This window comes from Mesorhizobium sp. M0998 (genome assembly GCF_040318885.1).
GTDB lineage: Bacteria > Pseudomonadota > Alphaproteobacteria > Rhizobiales > Rhizobiaceae > Mesorhizobium.
Genome location: NZ_JAMYND010000007.1, coordinates 90,199 through 110,673 on the forward strand (window position 1 = coordinate 90,199; position 20,475 = coordinate 110,673).

Sequence of the window (20,475 nt, forward strand, 5' to 3'; positions counted from 1 at the left end):
GCATATAGGGACGGCAAAGCCGGCTGAAAGACAAGCCGAGTGCAACCTGCGGCCGAAAAGCCTATTTCCTCGCTATCTGCTTCTTCACCAGATCGATCTTGCGGTCGGTCAGCGGTATGGGGAGTGTGTAGCCGGCTTCGGTAAAGCCCTGCTTGGCGTTCTCGAAGAATTCGATCGCCTTTTGGTATTCGGCATTGCCGCCGCCATAGCTGCCGCGGTTCCAGTGGACGTCGCCGAGATTGTTCTGCTCGAAGGCCCATTGCATCGGCTGGCTTTCGCGGGTGAAGACCTTGAGCGTTGCCTCGAAGGCGGCTTCGGCTTCGTCCAGATATTTGCCGGTGCGTTCGAGATTGCCGAGATTGATCAGGCTCATGCCGATGCCGTTCTGCGCGTTTGCCCAGTCGACGGGCGAGGTCTCGAAGGTCAGCACCTCCAGCGCCGCCCGGCGCGCGGCGATCGATGCCGCCAGTTTGCCGGGGTCGGCCTCGCTCATGCTCAGCCATTGCAGCGCCGAGCCGAGGCCGGCCTGCGCCAGTGCCCATTGCCGCGGCGTCGTCTCGCGCTTGTATTCGCGCAGTGCATCGCGATAGGCCTCGATCGCCGCCTCGTAATGCACCGGCTTGTCGGTCACGCCGCCGAGCAGTTGCAGCGTGTTGCCGAGATTGTAGTGGGTCATCGCCCAGTCGAGCGGAAACTCCTTTTTGGTATAGACGCGCCGTGCCGCCCGGTATGCAGCAGCCGACTGCTCAAGCCTGGCAGGATCGCGCGTGCGCTGGCCGAGCGTCTGGTAGATCGAGCCGAGATTGTTCTCCGCCGAAGCCCAATCCGTCGGAAAACGTTGGCGTGTAAATATGGTCAGCGCGTCGCCATAGGCGGCAGCCGCCTCTTCGAGCAGGCCGGTGCCGAGATCGAAACGGGCAGCACTGCTCAGCGCGTTACCCAGATTGAGACGGCTGCTCGCCCACGAGAGCGGGAAGGTATCGCGTGTGCGGATTTCGAGCGCGGCGCGGAAGGCGTCGGCTGCCTCGTCGATTTTTGCCTTGTCGTTGCGTTGCGTGCCCAGAGACACCAGCGTATTGCCGAGGTTGTTCTGGACCATCGCCCACTGAACGGGCGCCTTTTCGCGCGTGTATTCTTCAAGCGCCAGCCGGTAGGCGGCCTCGGCCTCGGTCAGGCGCTCGCCGTCCGGTTCGCGCTCCGAAAGCGCGTAAAGCGCAAGGCCAAGGTTGCTTTGCGAGGCGGCCCAATCCAGCGGGACTTTGTCGCGCGGCCGCTTCTCCAGCGTGGCGCGCATCGCCACCACCGCCTCGTTCAGGCGTTTCGGGTCGCTCTGGCGTTCGCCGATCTTCAACAGCACATTGGCCAGGTTATTCTGGGCGGCCGCCCAGTTGAGATCATCCTTCTCGCGCTCGAACACGGCAAGCGAATCGCGAAAGATGTTCGCTGCCTCTTCCAGCCGGTCGATTTGGCGCTCGCGCTCGCCGATCGTCTGCAGCACCACCGCCATGTTGTTGCGGGTGATCGCCCAGTCGCGGTTCTGCTCGCCGTTGGGGATGAAGTTCAGGATGACGCGGTAGGCGTCGATGGCGTGCTGCAGCGCTTGCCTGTCGCCGGTGGCGTTGCCATGCGCGTTAAGCGCTTCCGCCTCCTGGTTCTTGTAGTTCCAGCGCAGCCTGTCGTCCCATTTCTCGACCAGCGAGAAGGCCTTGCCGTAATCGTTGGCGGCCGACAGATAGTCGAAGACCAGCGCCGAAGCGTCGGCGCGCCTGGCATAGATCGCCGCGTCGGCAAGACGCTTCTGCCTGACCAGATCCTCTGCCCGATCGACCACGCCGCTGGCCTGCTCGACCCGGCCCACCGCCTGGTCGAGGAAGTTGCGCGCGGTGACGATGGCGCCCTGGCCGATCGCCTTGTCGGCCGAGGCGACGAGGCGGCTGATCTCGGGGTCGTCGGTGCGCAGGGCGTTGCGTTCGGTGATCAACTTCTTCAGGCGCTCGGCCTGGGCGTCGAGCAGCTTTTGCAGGTCGGTGGGGTCCTCCGGCATGTTTTCGGTGCCGAGCGCCTTCAGCACGCCATAAAGCGCGTCGAGCGGCACGCCGTCCTGCAGCGAGGCCAGTTCGACCTGTACCCGCTTGGGGTCAGGCAACTCGGCGATCGTCAGCAGCAATTGCCGCCGCTCGCCGGTGATCAGGCCGTCGTCGCCGGTCGGCTCCTGCGGTGCAACGCCGAAATAGAGCAGCCGGCGCAGGCTTTCATTGACCCATGGCCGCTGCTTTGCCTTGGTGTCGAGATAGACCTCCTCTGTCACCATGCGCATGACCGAGCCGAACTCGGTGCCCTTCATCGCCGCGAGATGGCGCAGAAGTGCCGCTGCGTAGGGGCTGTTTTCGCCGACGATGCCATCGAGTGCCGGCCGCCCCGGCTCGGCGGCAAAGCCGATCACCGTTCCCAGATTTTCCGTCGCGGTCGCGTTTGCCAGTGCCCTGGCACCGCGCACCGGCTCCAGGCCACCGGCGCCAATCGGCGAGGCCGAGGCCGTGGGCGCCCGGCGCAGCACCGCATCCGCCGGAAACGGGTTGGTGCGGCAGGCATCGAGCAGCATGATCGTTACCGGCACGGTCGTCTTCAATTCGTCCATGACGGTGGAGATCGGCACCAGGGCCTGATCGGCGTCCTTCAATGAAGAAACATCGGCGTCGACCGGCACCAGATAGTTTTCGCCGCCGGCCTCGATGCCGTGGCCGGAATAGTAGATCAAGGCGACGTCGGCGTCCTCTGCATCCTCGGCGAAACGCTCGAGGTCGCGCTTCAGCTTTGCCGTGTCGCGGTCGGTGACGCTGCGCGCCTCGAAGCCGAGATCGGTCAGCATCTTGGCGATGTCGCGGGCGTCGTTGGCGGGGTTGGGGAGCGCCGCTATGTGCTGGTATTTCGACTGGCCGACAATCAGCGCCACGCCCTTGAGGCTCGCCGGCTCCGCGGCATGAGCCGAGGTCACCACGAGGCAAAGCATGGCGCCGACGAAAGCCGTCAGCCACGCCTGCTTGAAGAAGTGCTGATTTCCGACAGCGCCCATTCGCCGCGTTTCCCCCCAACAACCCTGTATAGCGCTGGCATCCAACCATGAGCAAATTCGGGCAAGATCCGAGCGGCCGGATTGTTGGCCGGTACATTCGCGAGGGAAGGGCGATTGCGCCGCCGCCGAGCCTCGCCTATCACGGGAAAAATGTCTCCGCTTACCGAAACCGTCCTCTTCGTTTTCAGTCTTGTCGGGCTCGGCTATCTTGCCGGGTTCACCGGCTATTTGAAGCCGGCGAGCGGCGAGGGCGTATCCGAATTCGCCATCAACGTGGCAATGCCGCTTTTACTGTTCCAGACCATGGTAAAGGCTGATTTCCACGGCGTGGCGCCGTGGTCGCTGTGGGGCGCCTATTTCGCAGCAGTGGCGCTTACCTGGGCTGCCGGCCATCTGGTCATTACGCGCATCTTCGGGCGGGACGCCCGCGCTGGCGTCGTCGGCGGCGTGTCGTCGTCCTACTCCAACGTTGTCCTCCTCGGCGCGCCCTTCATCATCGGCGTGTTCGGGCCGGCCGGGTTCGAAGTGCTGTCACTGCTCGTTTCCATTCACCTGCCGGTGATGATGATGGCCTCGATCATCCTTTTCGAGATGTTCGGCCGCGGCGGCAGCGAGCCTGTGCATCCGCTCCGCGTCGTCAGGAGCTTTCTCAGGCGGGTATTCATCAATCCGCTGATCATCGGCATACTGGCCGGGCTGGCGTGGCGCTTCACCGGTGCGCCGCTGCCGGTGCTTGCGACGCGGCTGAGCGACGCGCTGGCCGGCACGGCCGCCCCGGTGGCGCTGTTCGCCATGGGTCTCAGCCTGCGCCGTTTCGGCATTTCTGGCAATGTAAGGCCGGCGCTGGCGCTGTCGGCGCTGAAACTGTTCCTGATGCCGGCGCTGGTTCTCGGCCTGGTCTGGCTGATCGGCCTGCCGCCATTGACGGCCAAGGTGGCGGTCATGGTTGCGGCGTTGCCGTCCGGCATCAATTCCTATCTCATCGCGGTGCAGTTCAACACCGGCCAGGCGCTGGCGTCGAACCAGATGACCATCGCCACCGCCTGTGCGGTCGTGACCACTGCGTTTTGGCTGACAGTGGTCGTCCATATTTTTGGATAAGAACCCGGTTTTTGGATAAGAACCCGGCTGCATCGCCTCTCGCTTTGGCTGGCCCAAACCCTATATGCCATCTTGTGATTGCTTGCGGGGCTTGCCCTGGGCTAAGAGCAGTGGCTCTAGCGATGCTATCGCGCACGTCCATTCACGAAATCAGCGACCGGCCCGCCAGGTGCCGAACGGAGGCGAGATCATGCTTCAGAAGACCAGCCATTTCATGCGGCAGGCCAATCTCATCAATGGCGAATGGGTGCAGGCCGATTCAGGCCAGACGGTCGACGTCAACAATCCTGCCACCGGCCTCAAGATAGGCACGGTGCCGAAGTCGGGCAAGGCCGAGACCCGCCGCGCCATCGAAGCCGCCGATGCGGCCTTCCAGACATGGCGCAAGACCACCGCGCTCGAACGCTCGAAGCTGTTGCGCAAGCTGCACGACGCGATGATGGATAATCAGGACGTGTTGGCCGAACTGCTGACCATCGAACAGGGCAAGTCGCTGTTCGAATCGAAGGGCGAGATCGGCTCGGCCGCGTCCTACATATTGTGGTTCGCCGAAGAAGGCCGCCGCACCTATGGCGACGTCGTGCCGTCGCCCTGGGCGGACCGCCGTATCCTGGTGACCAAGGAACCGGTCGGCGTCATCGCCGCCATCACACCGTGGAATTTCCCATCCTCGATGCTGGCCCGCAAGCTTGGCCCGGCGCTTGCCGCCGGCTGTACCGCCGTGGTCAAGCCGGCGTCGCAGACGCCTTATTCCGGCCTTGCCTGGGGCGCGCTTGCCGAGGAAGTCGGCTTCCCTAAAGGCGTAATCAATATCCTGACCGGCGCCGCCGGTGAGATCGGCGACGAGATCTGCGCCAACCCGCTGGTCAAGAAGATCACCTTCACCGGCTCGACGGAGGTCGGCAAGATCCTGATCCAGAAGTCGTCGGTGACGGTCAAGAAAGTGTCGATGGAGCTCGGCGGCAACGCGCCGTTCATCGTCTTCGATGACGCCGATCTCGAGCGGGCCGTCGCCGGCGCCATCACCGCCAAGTACCGCAATTCCGGCCAGACCTGCGTCTGCACCAACCGCTTCCTGGTGCAGGCCGGCATCTACGACCGGTTTGTCGAAAAGCTGGCTGCTGCGAGCAACGGGCTGAAGGTCGGTTCCGGCCTCGAGGAAGGCGTCCAGCAGGGACCGCTGATCGACGAAAAGGCGGTGGAGAAGGTCGAGGAGCTGATTGCCGACGCTACCGCCAAGGGCGGCAAGGTCGTCGCCGGCGGCAAGCGCCACGCGCTCGGCGGCTCGTTCTTCCAGCCGACGGTGATCGCCAATGCGACGCCGAAGATGCGCTTCATGAAGGAAGAAATCTTCGGCCCGGTGGCGCCGGTATTCAAGTTCGAGACCGAGGAAGAGGCCGTGGCACTCGCCAACGACACCGAGTTCGGGCTGGCCTGCTACTTCTACACCGGCGATCTCGGCCGCGCCTTCCGGGTCATGGAAGGGCTCAAATACGGCATGGTCGGCGTCAATGAAGGGCTCATCACCACCCCTGAGGCGCCGTTCGGCGGCGTCAAGGAATCGGGCCTCGGTAAGGAAGGCGGCCATCAGGGCATCGAGGACTATCTCGACACCAAATATGTCTGCATCGGCGGACTTGGTCTCTAGAAGCCTGATGCGGTAATACCGAAGAAGACCCTGAGCCGCTTCGAAAGGCCAGGCTGGCATCGATCAATGAACTTGCGAGCATGGCAATGAAGGACGGCGAGGTTTTCGGCACGACGCAGGCGGGCGAGGCCGTCCGCCGCTTCACCATCCGTGGCGGCGGCCTCACCGCCAACATCATCGGGCTGGGTGCGATCATCCAGGATCTGCGTCTGGCCGGGCACGACGCGCCGCTGGTGCTCGGCTATGATCGTTTCGAGCACTATGAGACGGATACCGCCTTCTTCGGCACCGTCGTCGGGCGCTATGCCAACCGTATCCGCGACGGCCGCTTCACGCTTGCCGGCAAACGCTATCAGACTGAGCGCAATTTCCTCGAAAAGCACACGCTGCATGGCGGTTCGCAAGGTTTTTCGCGCCGGGCCTGGGCGGTTTCGCTGCATGGCAGGGATTTTGTCACGCTGACCCTGCACGACCCGGACGGCACGATGGGCTTTCCCGGCGCGCTCGACGTGACCTGCACCTACCGGCTCAAGATCCCGGGCACGCTCAGCGTCGAACTGACCGCCACCTGCGAGGAGCCGACGCTCTGCAACCTCACCCAGCATTCCTATTTCAACTTGGATGACGGCGGCGCCGGCGACATTCTCGATCACCGGCTGATGCTGAATGCCGGCGCCTATCTGCCGGTCGACGCGGATCTCATTCCGACAGGCACGGTAAAGCCGGTCGACGGCACGCCCTTCGACTTTCGCCAGGCGCGGCCGCTGCGCATGGAGACCGAGGGCGAACAGCTCCCCTATGACCAGAATTTCTGCCTCGCCTCGACGCGCGGGCCGCTGAAGCAGGCGTCGTGGGCGCAAGGCGCGAATTCCGGCGTCGAGATGGAGCTCTGGACCACCGAGCCGGGCGTCCAGCTCTATACCGGCCAGTATCTGGCGCCGTCCTCGCCTGGATTGGGCGGACGCCAGTACAAGGCGTTTTCGGGCTTCTGCCTGGAGCCGCAAATCTGGCCGGATGCGCCGAACCGGCCGTATTTCCCGCAAGCCACGCTGTGGCCCGGGCAGATCTACCATCACGTGACGGAATACCGGTTCAGGCTGCCTTAGGGCATGACCCCCCGGAAACCGGCATGGTTTTGCTGCGCTGACCTCCGGTTCGGAAAGGATCATGCAAAATTCAAAGTGTTATAGCGTCCTTTGCGCGTCCAATGACGCGCGGCGCTCTGGAGTCAAAACGCAATCACTCTGAACGACCGACTTCGAACCCTCTCGGACCTTTGACGCCGAGAGCCCTGACGACGCAAGTTGACCCTTATCCGACATTCGGGCTCTCATGCAGCAAAGTACACAGACCTGAAAAGCTGTCTTTCAGGGGCGGCGGCAATGGCATCAACCTGCGACCTGCTGTAAGCTTGGAAAGCGGGTAACGATCCGCGAAGGATTGGGGGGATGGAACGTCATCTCGCAGCCGTCCTGATTGCCGATGTCGTCGGCTATGGCCGCTTGAGCCAGATCGACGACGAGGGTACGCGTGCGCTTTTCCGAACCGACCTGAACGAAGTATTCAAGCCAAGGATCGCTGCGCACCATGGTCGACTGGTGAAAACCATGGGAGATGGGATGTTGGTCGAGTTCCACAGTGTGGTCGACGCCCTACGCTGCGCGGTCGAAATCCAGCGACAGAAGGCGGAGGTGAACGATTTCACGCAGCCAGAACGGCGGCTTGATTTCCGCATCGGCATCAATCTGGGCGATGTTATCGTTGAGGGTGACGACATCCACGGTGACGCGGTGAACATCGCCGATCGGCTACAAGGGCTGGCGGAACCTGGAGGAATCGCGATTTCCGCCACCGCCTGCGACCATGTGAGGGGAAAGGTGCCGATCGGCTTTGCCTCACTCGGCGTGCAGAAAATGAAAAGTATCGCCGAACCGGTTCGCGTGTACCGTGTCTTGATCGACCCTGCTACTGCGGGCAAGATCGTCGGTGCCAAACCACGCCTTTCTTCCGGCGACGACAGTAAGCCGCCGGTAATTGCGGTTTTGCCGTTCGAAAACCTGAGCGCCGACGACGGCTGGACGCGGCTGGCAGACGGCCTGTCGGCCGACATGATCGGCGACCTAGCGCGCTATCCCGACCTTGCGGTCATTTCGCGCCAGACCATGCAGTCCTATCGGGGACGGGCGAGCGACACACGCTCGGTCGGACGGGAACTGAACGCCGATTACCTGCTGGAAGGCACCCTCCAGGCGATCGGACAGCGTGTCCGCGTCGCGGTGCAGCTGGTCGACACCCGGACCGGAGCCAACCTTTGGTCGGCGCGGTTCGACGAGTCGACCGATGATTTTTTTCTCATGCAGGACAGCATCACACAGAACGTTATCAACGCCCTGGCAGGCACTTTCGGCAAGCTTGCCAATCTCGGGCGTGAGGTGGCTCGGCGGAAGCCTCCCTCGAGCCTGGGTGCTTACGACTGCTATCTGCTCGGGGTGGAACTGCACGACAGATTCACGACCGATGCGAGGGCAGAAGCCATACGCATGCTGTCCCGCGCCGTGGAACTCGACCCCGGCTTCGCGCGGGCCTGGATGACGTTGGGATTGGCACATGCGGTCGATGCCTTCAATGCCTTCACGCCAGATTCAGCCACTTCGGTCGAGCGCTGGCGAGAATGCGTGGAAAAGGCTCTGGCGCTCGACCCTACCGATCCGATGACGCGCCTTTACATGGGCGCTCTCCGCGCCATTGACGGCGATATCAGCGGGGCAGCAGAGGAATACGACCGGGCGCTGGCCCTGGCACCCAATGACGCCGATGTGCTGTCGATGCTTGCCTCAAGCCGAGCTCTCGTGTGTGGAAATCCGGAAGAAGGCTGTGCTCTCGCCGAACGGGCGCTTCGCCTCAATCCGCAGGCTCCGAGTTGGTACTACGCGCAGCTCGCCCGGGCGCGGTTCGTCGCCGGTCGCTATGCCGACAGTCTGTCGTCGCTGTGCCAAAGTCCGCCGGATATTCCCGTCACTCTGATGTTCCGTGCCCTGTGCCACGCGCTGCTCGAAGAGTCGGCGCAGGCGCAGTCGATCGCCAGGCGGATTGCCGTCGAGTTTCCAAGGTTCACCGTCGAGAACTTCATCCGAACCTATCCCGTCACCAATCCTCTGGCCCTCGCTGCGATTAAGGAAGGGGCTCGTCGCGCAGGCATAGCGTAGAGCCGAAAACGGTGCCTAGCTGAGGAGGAGGACGCGCTTCCTGGATATGCCACTTGGTAAGCCGGGCCTCGCTTCCGGCACAGGCTGAAGGTCTGCTTCGTAGCGCTAACTGGGCGCTGGCGTGACCCCTGCTAAGCTTCCGCTCCTGGCGCTCTGTGCTCATTCCCGCCGACTGATTTAAACGGCAAGTTCCGTCCATCTGGGCCATTGGCGGCAGCCAGTCTGATTGAGTTTTGACCCTAATCCTCAAACGCCGCCCTCAGCGTTTCGAACGTCGCAAACACGCCCAATGCAGCGCCCTCGGGATTGTTGGTCGGTGGCAGAGCTTCAGCTATCCGGCGCACCAAGGTCGTCTCAGAACCGGCTGGAGCGTTCTTTCGGCTGAGGCGACTTCAAGCCGTGACAGGAGCATTCCGGATCAGCGGGAAGTCGCGCGGCGGTCTCCAGCGCGACCCGCGAGGCTGTCATGGAGAGACTGGGCAGCACGTCCTCCTGCAGCAATTTCTGGCGATTGCGATCCATATAGTCGTTGAAGCCCGCCGTCACGAACGCGCAAGGCACGAAACACGCGCCGATCTCGCGCGACAAGGTCGCCTCAGGGGCGATGGAATGGTTGAGTACATCCGCCCCCATGCCCCGATATGCCAAGGCTTCGGCAGGCGTTGTCAGCCGGGGCCCATAACAATGGGCAGCCACCAACTGCTGTTCGATGCCATAAACGCGGCATTCGGCTGGCCAATGACGGCGGGCCGTTTCGACCAGAACCGCCGCACATCTTGGACACACGATTTGCTTGCCCGAACAGTCAAAGCTCTGACGGTCAGGAAGCAGTGAAAACGGGGTCTGCGTTAGTTCAATGATATCGGCGGTCACCACCATGTCGCCCGGCTGGATCGCCTTGTTGACGGCGCCTACAGTCGAGCAGGCGAGAACTTGCCGTACACCCGCCCGCATCAATACCCAGAACGCGCGGCGATGGCAGGAATGGTCGATACGGTCGCGGGGATTGCCGTGCGAATACATGCACAGCGCGCGTTTTGCTCTCCCTTCCGCTGTGATCGACGCATCGAATTCGAGCAGCTTCCAGTTGTCGGTGCGACCGAAAGGTGTTTCAAAACTCATGTCGCGCCGCAAGGTGCGCACACCATCGAATTCGACATCTTCCGGGAAGGCAAGCCCCCAGTTTGCCGACCCGGTGATGATGGCCAACCCTACCTGAGGGATGTCCGTCGAATGATCCGTCAGATCGTCGGCTGCATGGTAATTGGTGGGCATGTTTCCAGTCTCGGTCAGGATTTTTGGCGAAGGGTCACAATCAGGACCACGGCCACGACGATGACGGTCCACAATGTCGAGATCGCCGCAATGGTCGGATCGATCTGATCGCGCAGCGACAGGAACATAAGCTTCGGCATCGTGCTGTTGCGACCGCTTGCGATGAAGATCGAAATCACGGACTCGTCGAGCGAAGTCAGGAACGCCATCAATGTCGCCGACAGCAAGCTGATCCGAAGTTGCGGAACGATGATTCCGCCAATGGACCTGGCCCAGTTTGCACCGAGGCTGCGCGCCGCCTGAACCTGGTTCCAGTCAAAGCGGGCGAGAGCGGGTAGCAACACAATGCAGGCGACCGGAACGGCCAGCACCACATGTCCGACCAGCACGCCGAATAGCGTTCCGATCAGATGTTGTGCGGCCAACACAAAGAAGAGACCGATCGCAAGCAGGATACCTGGAGTGATCGAGGGGGTCAGCAGGACACTCTGGATGGCCGCAGCGGTCTTTCCGCCAAGCCGATTCATTGAAATGCAGGCGAGCAGCGCGAAAGGCACCGCGATCAACGCCGTCAACGTCCCAAGGATCAAACTCGTTCTGAGCGCGGCCATCCACGTTGCCGAGCCGAAGAAGTTCTCGTACCAGCGCAATGAGTAGGCGTGCGGCGGAAACTCGAGGAGATTCGACGCCGAAAAGGAAAGCGGCACCACCACGAGCGTCGGCAGCATCAGAAATGCCATGACAAGAGCGGCAAAGCTCCAGAGCAAAGTGCGGGCGAGCCTGTTTTGCGGATAGGCTTCAAGCATGGGAGGCTTCCACGGTGTTCCGGGCAACCAGACGGCGTGCCGCCCGCAACATCACGCCGATCAGCGCCATGAGAACGAGGAGCAGAATGCCCAGGACGCTTGCCGACCCCCAGTCCTGAAAGGTCGAGAGTGTACGCTCGATCCGGGTAGAGAGCGGATTTACCTTGCCGCCGCCAAGCACCGCCGGCGTGATGAAAAAACCTATGGCGTAGATGAGGACGATGATCGAACCCGAGAAGATGCCGCCCGCCGAAAGCGGCATAATGACTGTGCGGATGACCTGCCTGAGAGTGGCTCCCATGCTCGCAGCCGCGCGAATGAGATTTGGGTCGATATCGCGCATCGCAGCATAAACAGGCAGCAGAAAAAGTGGCAGCATGTAGTGCACCATGCCGATGAGCGTTCCCGTGAAGTTGTAGACCAGCGGCAATGGCTCCGCCGTCAGGCCTGAACCGGTCAAAGCCGCGTTGATCAGGCCGTCGCGCCGCAAGAGCACGAGCCAACCATAGGTACGCACCAGAATAGAGGTCCACAGCGGCAGCATGACGAACGCCATGAGCACGTTGGCCAGCCTTGGTCTGACGCTGGCCAGCGCCAGCGCCAGAGGAGTACCGAGGAGTATGCAGCCCGCCAGCGTACCCAAGGACAGTTCGAGGGTCGTGACGAGCGCTGACCACGTCAGTCCGCTCGAAAGGACCTTCTGGTAGTTGCCGACGGTGTACTCACCCCCGGTGGTCAGGAAGGATTGCCGGATGATCCAAAGGATGGGCAGTATCGCCGCCAGTCCAACGATGAACAGCGCCGGGAGCGAAAGTGAAAGAAAAAACCGCCGCTCGCGCCGCGCATCCGCCGCGAGCGCCGGGTCCCGGACGACGGTCACGCCATCGCTCCCGGTATCGCGTGAACCTTCGCTGCTGGTGCATATGCGGTCATCCGCTGACCGGCGGCAAGCTCGGCGCCCCCCCCGGCCAGCGCTGCCGGAATGCAGACAAGAACCTCTTGCCCGCCGTCAAGCGCCAGCGTCAAAAGCCAGTTCTCGCCGCGGAACGCTTTGGCGCGCAGTATTCCTTCGAGAGCCACTCCGTCTCCCCCGACGAGCTTCGCATCAAGATGGAAGCTTTCGGCGCGGATCATCAGGGTTTCGCGTGATGCTTCGGCGCCGTCGATTCTGCGCGCCGAGCCCGGGGCCACAATGTTGGCCTCGCCCATGAACTCCGCGACGAAGCGGGTCGATGGACGATCATAAATCCGCTGCGGCGTATCTATCTGCTGGATGCGGCCAGAATTCATCACCGCAATCCGGTCAGACATAATCAGCGCTTCGCGCTGGTCGTGGGTTACATAGATCGTGGTGATCCGTAGATGATCATGCAGACGCCGGATCTCATACTGCATGGTCTCGCGCAGGTTCTTGTCGAGCGCCGACAGCGGCTCGTCCATCAACATCACGCGCGGTTCGAAAACGATAGCCCGCGCCAATGCCACCCGTTGACGTTGGCCGCCGGATAGTGCGGCAATATTGCGCTCCGCCAGACCATCCAGCTTCACGCGGGCCAAGGTATCAAGCGCCCGCTGACGCGCCTCCGCTCTCGGTACCTGGCGCAGCACCAGCGGATACGCGACATTCGCCAGGACATTCATGTGGGGAAACAAGGCGTAATTCTGGAATACTATGCCGATGTCTCGTTTGTTGGGCGGCAGGCGGGTGATGTCTCGATCGCTCAAGAAAAGTTTACCGGAATCCGGCCGGACAAAACCGGCCAGAGCCATGAGTAACGTGGTCTTGCCCGATCCCGATGGTCCTAACAGCGTGAGGAATTCGCCAGCCTGAATGTCGAGCGAAACATCATCCAGTGCGACGTAGGACCCATAAGCCTTGTGCACGCTTTCGATGGTGATCGCGAGCGACTTCATCATGTGCTCCAGCCTTGAAGCGCGTCGCGTTCGACCGGCTTCACGCGACGCGCTTTAGGTTCTTGTTTTCATGCATGTCATTGTCGCGCGCTGCACATTTTTGCGCGACATGCGTCAGAGCTGAGAGTCAGCGAGCCATCATTTCATCGAAGGCTCTTTGGGCAGCCTCGCCATTCTTGACCCACCATTCTGAATTGGAAAACACCGAAGTGCCAGCATTTTCAGGTGCGGTCGCAAGGGTCTTCAGACGGTCCTCGGGAATAAGGCCACCCTCATATGCCGCAGGATTGACTGGGCCGTAGGCAATGAAATCGGTCAGCTTGGCAACCCGCGCGGGCTGCGTCATCGCTGCGATGAGCTTCATCGCGGCTTCCTTGTTCGGCGCTCCCTTCGGCACCCCAAGACAGTCCGTGCCGATGACCGAACCCTTGAACGTGTAGTCAGCCGCGCCGCCATCGGCTTTCACGGTTTGGGCGCGTCCGTTCCAGGTAATGACCAAATCCGCCTCACCGTCTTTCAGCAACTGCGCGGACTGGGCGCCCGAGGTCCACCACACGGCGACATCTGGTTTGATCGCTTCAAGCCGCTTGATGGCGCGCTCTAGCCCTTCCGGGGTGCTGAGCACGGAATAGACGTCCGCCGGTGCCACGCCATCGGAGAGAAGCGCGATCTCGATCGAGTCTTGCGCATTGGCGCGCAACGCGCGACGGCCAGAAAATTTGGCAACATCCCAGAATTCCGCCCACGTCTTCGGCGGGTTCTCGCCATAGGTCTTGGTGTTCCACGACATGACGGTGCCATAGGAGTCAAACGGATAGCAGTAGTCGGACTTCGCACCCTCCGGCACGGATTTCGGATCGATGATCTTGTAGTCGAGCGGCTCCAGCAGCGATTGTGCGGCAGCCTGCGCGCCTTCCGGTGAGCCCAGGTGAATGACGTCGGTCGTGACCGCACCCGAGGTGACCTGCATTTTCAGGGCGGCCAAGCCGTCGCTTAGGGTCTCCTCGCGGACATCATAGCCAAGCTCTTTTGCAGCAGGGGCCCACATGGCCTCCTTCATGGCGTTGCCATAGTCGCCACCCGCGGTCGTGATTGTGACCGTCTGCGCATGCACGGGCAGGGCAGCCGAGATTGCGAATGCTGTTAAGGAAATGCGTAGCCAGGACATAGGTTCTCCTCCCCAACTTTTATGGAATATCGCTTGAAAGAGCCATTATTTTGTAATCGTAACGTTACGATTGCATCTGAATGCGCCGGAGTCAAGCTGCTTCCTGCGGGAGTTTGGATTGACCGGGATGTCGAATTCGGTAACGTTATGGCGGTCAGCAAATCAGCCGGCGCTTTCGCAAATGAAGTCGGGCGAACAATGGCCAATCTAAAGCAGATCGCCGCTGAACTTTCCCTGTCGGTGACCACGGTATCCCGCGCTCTGAAGGATGGGCCGGAGGTGCAGCCCTCGACCATAGCCCGCGTCAAGGAGGCGGCCAAGCGGGTCGGCTATCTACCAAATCATCATGGTCGCGCGCTCAAAACCGGTCGAACGCAGACGCTGACGGCAGTACTCCCGATGGAAACACGAGACCATCTGTCCGATCTATTAAAGCTTCCTTTAATCGAAGGCATGACGCTGGCGGCGCGGCAAGCCGGTTATAGTCTGTCCATCTATTCCACCACTCCCGACGACGATCCCGTTGAGAGTGTGCAGCGGCAGCTTCAGGCGCACAGCGCAGACGGCCTGGTCATCACGCGCCTGGTGTCGGCTGATCCGCGCGTCAAGCTGCTGCTGGATAAACGCATGCCGTTCGTCGCGTTTGGAAGAACCGACTTGGATATCGCGTATCCTTACGTCGATGTCGACAATGAACAGATTGCCTATGAGGCGACCCGGCGGCTCATGGATAAGGGCTGTCGACGTATTGCGCTGCAACTTCTCGTTCCGGAGGACCAGGCGAGTGCCACGCGTCTTTCCGGGTATGGAAGGGCAATGGCCGAGGCTGGCATTCCGATCGACCCATCGTTGATCGGTCATGGCATGTTCACCATGGAATCGAGCGCAGGCTGGTTCGATCGCTTGCTGGCGTCATCAGATCCGCCAACGGGCTTGGCGTGCGCCAACGAACTGGGCCTTCTGGGAGCGTTGCACGCTCTCGGCAAGCGGGGTCTCACACCAGGCCGCGACGTCCACATCGTCACCCGTGACAGCACGCGGCTGGCACGCTTCCTGCCGGCAAAGATCGGAGTTCATTCCGTGGATATGGCGGGTGTTGGACGCAAACTTATCGAAGTCCTGGTTAGCCGGATCATCAATCCGCTTGGGCCGGTGGAGACAGTCTTGGTGCAAGGCAGATTCGAGCCGGCCGAATAATCCGGGCTGCCATCAGGAGGCCACCTCGTCTTGAACCGGCCGGATCAGCGCCTTTGCGGCAGCTGCTCCCGCCGCTAGGATACGATCCGATAATTCCGTTCCTTCCACGGCGCGCGCGAGTTGAAGCGCGCCGATGAGCGTTGCAAACATGCCCAACGCAGCGCCCTCGGGATCGTTCGTCTGCGGCAGAGCTTCAGCTATCTGGCGCACGAGGGATTGAGCGCGCTCGGCATAGAGGGCTCGCGTTTCAGGCGGCTGCCGCGCGATTTCCGGCAACAACGCGGCCGAAGCGCAACCCTTTCCAGGATTGTCCCGGTGCTCGGCCGATAGATACGTCTCTATGGCCATTTCCGGACCGCCGGCGGCCAATGCTTCCTGCACTTCATGCGACTGCGCGTCCAAGGCCGCCGCCACGCTTTCACGGACGAGCTCCGCCTTCGACTGGAAGTGCGGATAGAAGGCGCCGTTCGTCAGCCCGGCGTCGCTCATGATGGTTGCCAGCCCGGACGCCGCGATGCCGTCAGATCGAAAACGTTCGGCGGCGACCTCCATGATCCGGCTGCGTGACGCGTCTTTTCGGCCCTTTTCGTAGCGCATGGTCTTTCTTTCCTGTCCTGCTATTGCATTATGCTCATAATCTGATATTACGATCATAATTCAACTCGTGGAAATAAGCTAGACCTCTCGAACCTGGAACATCAAAAATGAATGGGAATTCTGAAAAGACCGCAATCGTGACCGGAGCCTCCTCCGGCATCGGCCGCGCCAGCGCCGAGGCCTTGGCGCGGGCGGGTTTCACTGTCTTCGGGACAAGTCGCCGCAAGACCAGTAATGGTCCGGGCGGAGTGACCATGCTGGCATGCGACGTGACCGATGATGCGGCCGTCAATGCGCTCGTTGCCACCGTGCTCGCGCAGACCGGCCGGATCGACCTCCTGGTCAACAATGCCGGTGTCGGTCTGCTAGGAGGCGCCGAGGAATCCTCGGTCGCCCAGGTACAAGCCCTGTTCGACGTCAATCTGTTCGGCGTCATGCGGATGACCAATGCGGTGTTGCCGTCGATGCGGCGGCGCGGCGAAGGGCGCATCATCAATATCGGCTCGATTCTGGGACTGGTACCCGCGCCATACTCAGCTCATTACTCGGCGGTCAAGCACGCGCTCGAAGGCTATTCGGAATCGCTCGACCACGAGGTGCGCGCCTTCAACGTCCGCGTTTCCGTCATCGAGCCGGCATTCGTCCGCACCGTCTTCGACCAGAACGGCATCGAGCCGGATTCGCTGTTGAAGGAATACGATCGGGCTCGAGCCGGGCTCAAGGCGCTGCTGGGCGATGTGATGCCCAAGGCCGATCGGCCGGAAGTGGTGGCGGATGTGGTTGTGAAGGCAGCGACCGATGCCCGTCCGCGACGGCGCTATACCGCTGGCAAGGCAGCGCGCCAGGTCAGCCTGCTGCGCCGCTTTGCCCCCGCGGGGATTTTCGACAAGAGCCTGCGCAAGCAGTTCCGACTGCCGGTCTGAACAACGGCGAGCCAGAGGATTTCACGCACATGCGACTAGCAACCACAACACATTTGGCCAGGCCCTACGAAACGGAGGCGCCAAGCATGACACATAGATCCAATCGGTTGCCGCGTTCACCGGCATTGTTCCAGGACGTGCCAACGCTCTCGATCGACGTCGGCGGCACAGCCTTTGCTTACAGGGAACTCGGGCCCAGGACGGGCGTGCCAGTGATCCTGCTCAACCATCTGGCTGCTCAGCTGGACAATTTTGATCCGCGCATCGTCGATGGCCTCGCTGCGACCCGGCGGGTAATTGCCTTCGACAATCGCGGAATCGGTGCTTCGGGTGGCAAAACTCCGTCGACCATTTCCGGCATGGCGCGGGATGCGGTCGCCTTTGTCCGGGCGCTGGGGTTCGAAGAAGTCGATCTCTTCGGCTTTTCACTCGGCGGCTTCGTGGCGCAAGAGATTGTGCTGACCGAGCCCAAGCTTGTGCGCAAACTCATCCTGGCTGGCACGGGGCCGGCCGGTGGGCAAGGCATCGACAAGGTGACGCCGCTGACGATCGTGGACATGATCAAGGGCGCGCTGACTTTTCGGGATCCGAAGTACTATCTCTTCTTCACAAGAACGCCGAATGGGCGCCGCGCCGCAAACGCATTTCTGCAACGGCTGAAAGAGCGCCGGAATAACCGGGACAAGGCGATATCGCTGAGCGCGTTCGGCGCGCAACTCAAGGCGATCAAGGCCTACGGACTCCAGGCGCCACAAGACCTGAGCACCATCCGCATTCCCACTTTGGTTGCGAATGGCGACCAGGACAGGATGGTGCCGAGCAGCAATACCTACGATCTCGCCGGGCGTATCCCGGGGGCGCATCTGGTCATCTATCCGGATGCCGGGCATGGCGGGGTATTTCAGAACCACGCCGCTTTTGTCCCGAAGGCGCTGTCCTTCCTCGAGGCTGAGGCCTTGCCGCAGGGCGGCCATGCAGCTGAAAACGTTCGGCTTGTTTCGTCCCGAACAGCAACAGACATTCTTGGAAAGTAACTGCCATGAAGGCATTCGTTGTCGATAAGTATAATAAAAAGGGCGCCCTGCGGCTGGCCGAAATGCCGGAGCCGGAGCTCCAGGACAGCGATGTCTTGGTCGAGGTCCATGCCGCAGGGGTGAACCTGCTCGATTCCAAGGTCAAAACCGGAGAATTCAAGCTCATCCTGCCCTACCGCCGGCCCTTCATCCTGGGCCACGACGTGGCTGGGAAGGTTATCCGCGTAGGATCGCAAGTCAGCAAGTTCAAGGCCGGCGACGAGGTCTATGCGCGGCCGCGCGACGGCCGGATTGGGACATTCGCCGAATTCATTGCCGTGAATGAGGCCGACGTAGCCTTGAAGCCCGAGAATCTCAGTATGGAAGAGGCGGCGTCGATTCCCCTGGTCGGTCTCACCGCCTGGCAGACGCTCATCGAACGGGCAAACCTGAAGAAGGGACAGAAGGTCTTCATTCAGGCTGGTTCCGGCGGCGTCGGGACATTTGCTATTCAGTTGGCCAAGCACCTCGGCGCGACCGTTGCGACAACCGCGAGCGCGGCAAGTGCCGATCTGGTCAAAAGTCTCGGCGCCGATGTCGTCGTCGACTACAGGAAAGACGACTTCGAGAAAGTTCTGTCGGGCTACGATGTCGTTTTGAACAGCCAGGACGCCAAGACACTGGAAAAATCCCTGAGGGTGCTGAAACCGGGTGGCAAGCTCATCTCCATCTCCGGTCCACCGGATGCCGAATTTGCCAGGGAAAAGGGACTGAACTTGATGCTGAGGCTGGTGCTGCGCTTCCTGAGTCGCGGAATTCGGGCCAAAGCCAAGCGCCGCGGCGTGCAGTTTTCGTTCCTGTTCATGTGGGCGCAGGGCGATCAGCTGAGCAAAATCACCGCTCTCATCGAAACCGGCGCGATCCGCCCGGTTGTGGATCGGGTCTTTCCATTCGAAGCGACCAATGACGCCCTGGCCTATGTCGAAACAGGACGCGCCAAGGGCAAGGTCGTCATCAAGGTCAGATAGCGGGTGCCTCGAACGCACCCTTGAGCGTCTCGAACGGCGCCAGGGCGCCGCGCACCTGCACGACGGCGGCGGCGACGCGATGAGCGCGCAGCACGGCTTCTGCCGGGGCATGGCCGGCAAGGCGGGCGGCGAGGTAGGCGCCGTTGAAGGAGTCGCCGGCGCCGGTGGTGTCGACCGGGGTGGCGACGTGCACCGCCGGAACCGATTGCAAGGTTCCGTTTTGCGCGATCAGCGCCGGTTCCTCACCGTTCTTGACGACGACTTCGCCGGCCAGCTTTCGCAGCCGTTCGGCTGTTTTCTGCGGTGTCGTATCACCAAACAGCATCTGCTCGTCGGGAAAGGTCGGGAGCGCGATGTCGGCGACGGCGAGTGCCTCGAGGATCGCGGCCTGCGCGTCCTCGCGCCGGCGCCACAGCCGCGGCCGGTAATTGGGATCGAAGGCAATCAGCGAGCCGGCGGCGCGCGCCGTGGCCACGGCCGTCAGCAGTACCTTGCGTGGAGCCTCGTCGAGAATTGCCAAAGTTATACCGGAAAAATAGACAAGCGCCTGGTTTTCAAGGCTTTTCTGCAAGGCGGCTGGGTCCGAAGCCAACTGCCTTGCGGCCGCATCGGCCCGCCAATAGGTGAAAGAACGTTCGGCGCCGGTCAGCGTGATCGCATAGAGGCCGGGGCGGGCGCCCGCTATCACCGGGCTGGCGCCGATGCCGATGCCGCTCTCGGCCAGGAACTTGATCTGGTCGCGCGAGAACGGGTCGTCGCCGAAGGCCGACACATAGGTCGCCGGCCGCTCGCCGCTCAAGGCATGCAGCGCCCATAACGTGTTGAACGTGTCGCCGGCAAAGCCCATGCGCCAGTTCGGCCCGGCCTGGCCCGAAAGCTCGAGCATGCACTCGCCGATCGAGGCGATGCCGTTTCCTGCCATGAAGCACTCCTCCATCCTGCAATTGCGGTGCTGTAGCTTTTTGCAGCCGGCAGCGCCATGCTTGGCGACGGCGGATTCTTGCACTGGGCTCGATTTCCCACAGGGGCGTGGGACGCGATCTGCCCAGCGAAACGTTATCCGCAGAACAGGAATGGGTTTGGCATCGTTATGGCGTTATCTTCTTGGAGGCCTCGGCCTGGCTGCCTTGCTCGCCGGCGTGCTGGCAATCGTCTATCTGACGGCGCCGCCTGCACCCCAACCAAGTTCGGACGTCGGCCGTTCCAAGACGACGGCGAACAAGCTGTTCGCGGCGACTTTCGAGCCCGAGAAAGGCGTCATCCGGCAGGGCGAACTGGAATCCTGGCTGCTCACGCTCAAAACCGTCGAGGGTGCGCCGGTGGAAGGTGCTGCGATAACGATTTCCGGCGGCATGCCGCAGCACAAGCACGGTCTGCCGACCAGCCCGCAGGCGACCGATTACCTCGGCGCGGGGCGCTATCGCATCGACGGCGTCAAATTCACGATGAGCGGGTGGTGGCAATTGCATTTTGCCATTTCCGCTGCGGCCGGTTCGGACACTGTCGTCTTCAATGTGGTGCTGTGA

At 61.9% G+C, this 20,475-nt stretch carries 17 protein-coding genes; 9 read left to right on the forward strand and 8 right to left on the reverse strand.

What is annotated here, in order from left to right:
* Positions 1-61: 61 nt before the first annotated feature.
* Positions 62-3,073, reverse strand: a complete 3,012-nt coding sequence (locus NKH59_RS09190; RefSeq protein WP_352539694.1) for a caspase family protein — start codon at positions 3,071-3,073, stop codon at positions 62-64.
* A gap of 150 nt (positions 3,074-3,223) precedes the next feature.
* Between NKH59_RS09190 and NKH59_RS09195 the strand changes: the two genes are divergently transcribed.
* The 4 genes from NKH59_RS09195 to NKH59_RS09210 all read left to right on the forward strand — a co-directional run bounded on the left by NKH59_RS09195 (position 3,224) and on the right by NKH59_RS09210 (position 9,028).
* Positions 3,224-4,174 (forward strand): AEC family transporter, encoded by a 951-nt coding sequence (locus NKH59_RS09195; RefSeq protein ID WP_292659709.1) that lies wholly within the window; start codon positions 3,224-3,226, stop codon positions 4,172-4,174.
* 190 nt (positions 4,175-4,364) lie between these two features.
* Complete coding sequence (locus tag NKH59_RS09200; protein WP_352539695.1) at positions 4,365-5,822, forward strand: NAD-dependent succinate-semialdehyde dehydrogenase; 1,458 nt, start codon at positions 4,365-4,367, stop codon at positions 5,820-5,822.
* Positions 5,823-5,902: 80 nt separating this feature from the next.
* Positions 5,903-6,928: an aldose epimerase family protein gene (locus NKH59_RS09205; RefSeq protein WP_254818213.1), complete on the forward strand. Its 1,026-nt coding sequence runs from the start codon at positions 5,903-5,905 to the stop codon at positions 6,926-6,928.
* Between the two features lie 342 nt (positions 6,929-7,270).
* The gene (locus NKH59_RS09210; RefSeq protein ID WP_352539696.1) at positions 7,271-9,028 is read left to right on the forward strand and encodes an adenylate/guanylate cyclase domain-containing protein; all 1,758 of its coding nucleotides are present in this window, start codon (positions 7,271-7,273) and stop codon (positions 9,026-9,028) included.
* Between the two features lie 354 nt (positions 9,029-9,382).
* Here the strand turns inward: NKH59_RS09210 and NKH59_RS09215 are convergent, their stop codons facing one another.
* The 5 genes from NKH59_RS09215 to NKH59_RS09235 all read right to left on the reverse strand — a co-directional run bounded on the left by NKH59_RS09215 (position 9,383) and on the right by NKH59_RS09235 (position 14,191).
* Entirely contained in the window at positions 9,383-10,303 is a 921-nt protein-coding gene (locus tag NKH59_RS09215) for a phosphorylase family protein (protein WP_023676454.1), read from the reverse strand.
* Between the two features lie 14 nt (positions 10,304-10,317).
* Positions 10,318-11,043, reverse strand: coding sequence for an ABC transporter permease (locus tag NKH59_RS09220; protein WP_352744752.1), 726 nt, complete (start codon positions 11,041-11,043; stop codon positions 10,318-10,320).
* A 58-nt stretch (positions 11,044-11,101) separates the two neighbouring features.
* On the reverse strand, positions 11,102-11,989 hold the full coding sequence (locus tag NKH59_RS09225) for an ABC transporter permease (RefSeq protein ID WP_353021592.1): 888 nt from the start codon (positions 11,987-11,989) through the stop codon (positions 11,102-11,104).
* A complete protein-coding gene (locus NKH59_RS09230; RefSeq protein WP_353021638.1) occupies positions 11,986-13,023 on the reverse strand; it encodes an ABC transporter ATP-binding protein in 1,038 nt (345 codons plus the stop codon). The genes NKH59_RS09225 and NKH59_RS09230 overlap by 4 nt, the downstream gene beginning before the upstream one ends.
* Positions 13,024-13,150: 127 nt before the next feature.
* Positions 13,151-14,191 carry an ABC transporter substrate-binding protein gene (locus NKH59_RS09235; RefSeq protein ID WP_352470335.1) on the reverse strand — a complete coding sequence of 347 codons (1,041 nt, stop codon included), beginning with the start codon at positions 14,189-14,191 and terminating at the stop codon, positions 13,151-13,153.
* A gap of 33 nt (positions 14,192-14,224) precedes the next feature.
* On the opposite strand from NKH59_RS09235, the gene NKH59_RS09240 reads away from it, so the two are divergent.
* Positions 14,225-15,388 (forward strand): LacI family DNA-binding transcriptional regulator, encoded by a 1,164-nt coding sequence (locus tag NKH59_RS09240; RefSeq protein WP_352539698.1) that lies wholly within the window; start codon positions 14,225-14,227, stop codon positions 15,386-15,388.
* Positions 15,389-15,400: 12 nt separating this feature from the next.
* Here NKH59_RS09240 and NKH59_RS09245 read toward each other — a convergent pair whose 3' ends face one another.
* Positions 15,401-15,985, reverse strand: coding sequence for a TetR/AcrR family transcriptional regulator (locus tag NKH59_RS09245; protein WP_352451959.1), 585 nt, complete (start codon positions 15,983-15,985; stop codon positions 15,401-15,403).
* A gap of 107 nt (positions 15,986-16,092) precedes the next feature.
* Here NKH59_RS09245 and NKH59_RS09250 point away from each other — a divergent pair, with 107 nt between their 5' ends.
* From NKH59_RS09250 to NKH59_RS09260, 3 genes are all read left to right on the forward strand, one after another.
* Complete coding sequence (locus tag NKH59_RS09250; protein ID WP_352539699.1) at positions 16,093-16,908, forward strand: oxidoreductase; 816 nt, start codon at positions 16,093-16,095, stop codon at positions 16,906-16,908.
* Positions 16,909-16,994: 86 nt separating this feature from the next.
* A complete protein-coding gene (locus NKH59_RS09255; RefSeq protein WP_352539700.1) occupies positions 16,995-17,942 on the forward strand; it encodes an alpha/beta fold hydrolase in 948 nt (315 codons plus the stop codon).
* Between the two features lie 5 nt (positions 17,943-17,947).
* Positions 17,948-18,949 carry an NADP-dependent oxidoreductase gene (locus tag NKH59_RS09260; protein WP_352470339.1) on the forward strand — a complete coding sequence of 334 codons (1,002 nt, stop codon included), beginning with the start codon at positions 17,948-17,950 and terminating at the stop codon, positions 18,947-18,949.
* Here the strand turns inward: NKH59_RS09260 and NKH59_RS09265 are convergent.
* Positions 18,942-19,871 (reverse strand): sugar kinase, encoded by a 930-nt coding sequence (locus tag NKH59_RS09265; RefSeq protein ID WP_352539701.1) that lies wholly within the window; start codon positions 19,869-19,871, stop codon positions 18,942-18,944. The genes NKH59_RS09260 and NKH59_RS09265 overlap by 8 nt on opposite strands.
* A 157-nt stretch (positions 19,872-20,028) precedes the next feature.
* On the opposite strand from NKH59_RS09265, the gene NKH59_RS09270 reads away from it, so the two are divergent.
* Positions 20,029-20,475, forward strand: coding sequence for a FixH family protein (locus tag NKH59_RS09270; RefSeq protein WP_352539765.1), 447 nt, complete (start codon positions 20,029-20,031; stop codon positions 20,473-20,475).

Coding starts and splice junctions, on each gene's coding strand:
- NKH59_RS09215 (WP_023676454.1), bottom strand. CDS start 10,303: ATGCCCACCAATTACCATGCAGCCGACGATCTGACGGATCATTCGACG.
- NKH59_RS09260 (WP_352470339.1), top strand. CDS start 17,948: ATGAAGGCATTCGTTGTCGATAAGTATAATAAAAAGGGCGCCCTGCGG.
- NKH59_RS09190 (WP_352539694.1), bottom strand. CDS start 3,073: ATGGGCGCTGTCGGAAATCAGCACTTCTTCAAGCAGGCGTGGCTGACG.
- NKH59_RS09220 (WP_352744752.1), bottom strand. CDS start 11,043: ATGGCATTTCTGATGCTGCCGACGCTCGTGGTGGTGCCGCTTTCCTTT.
- NKH59_RS09235 (WP_352470335.1), bottom strand. CDS start 14,191: ATGTCCTGGCTACGCATTTCCTTAACAGCATTCGCAATCTCGGCTGCC.
- NKH59_RS09200 (WP_352539695.1), top strand. CDS start 4,365: ATGCTTCAGAAGACCAGCCATTTCATGCGGCAGGCCAATCTCATCAAT.
- NKH59_RS09210 (WP_352539696.1), top strand. CDS start 7,271: ATGGAACGTCATCTCGCAGCCGTCCTGATTGCCGATGTCGTCGGCTAT.
- NKH59_RS09265 (WP_352539701.1), bottom strand. CDS start 19,871: ATGGCAGGAAACGGCATCGCCTCGATCGGCGAGTGCATGCTCGAGCTT.
- NKH59_RS09255 (WP_352539700.1), top strand. CDS start 16,995: ATGACACATAGATCCAATCGGTTGCCGCGTTCACCGGCATTGTTCCAG.
- NKH59_RS09245 (WP_352451959.1), bottom strand. CDS start 15,985: ATGCGCTACGAAAAGGGCCGAAAAGACGCGTCACGCAGCCGGATCATG.
- NKH59_RS09205 (WP_254818213.1), top strand. CDS start 5,903: ATGGCAATGAAGGACGGCGAGGTTTTCGGCACGACGCAGGCGGGCGAG.
- NKH59_RS09230 (WP_353021638.1), bottom strand. CDS start 13,023: ATGAAGTCGCTCGCGATCACCATCGAAAGCGTGCACAAGGCTTATGGG.
- NKH59_RS09250 (WP_352539699.1), top strand. CDS start 16,093: ATGAATGGGAATTCTGAAAAGACCGCAATCGTGACCGGAGCCTCCTCC.
- NKH59_RS09195 (WP_292659709.1), top strand. CDS start 3,224: ATGTCTCCGCTTACCGAAACCGTCCTCTTCGTTTTCAGTCTTGTCGGG.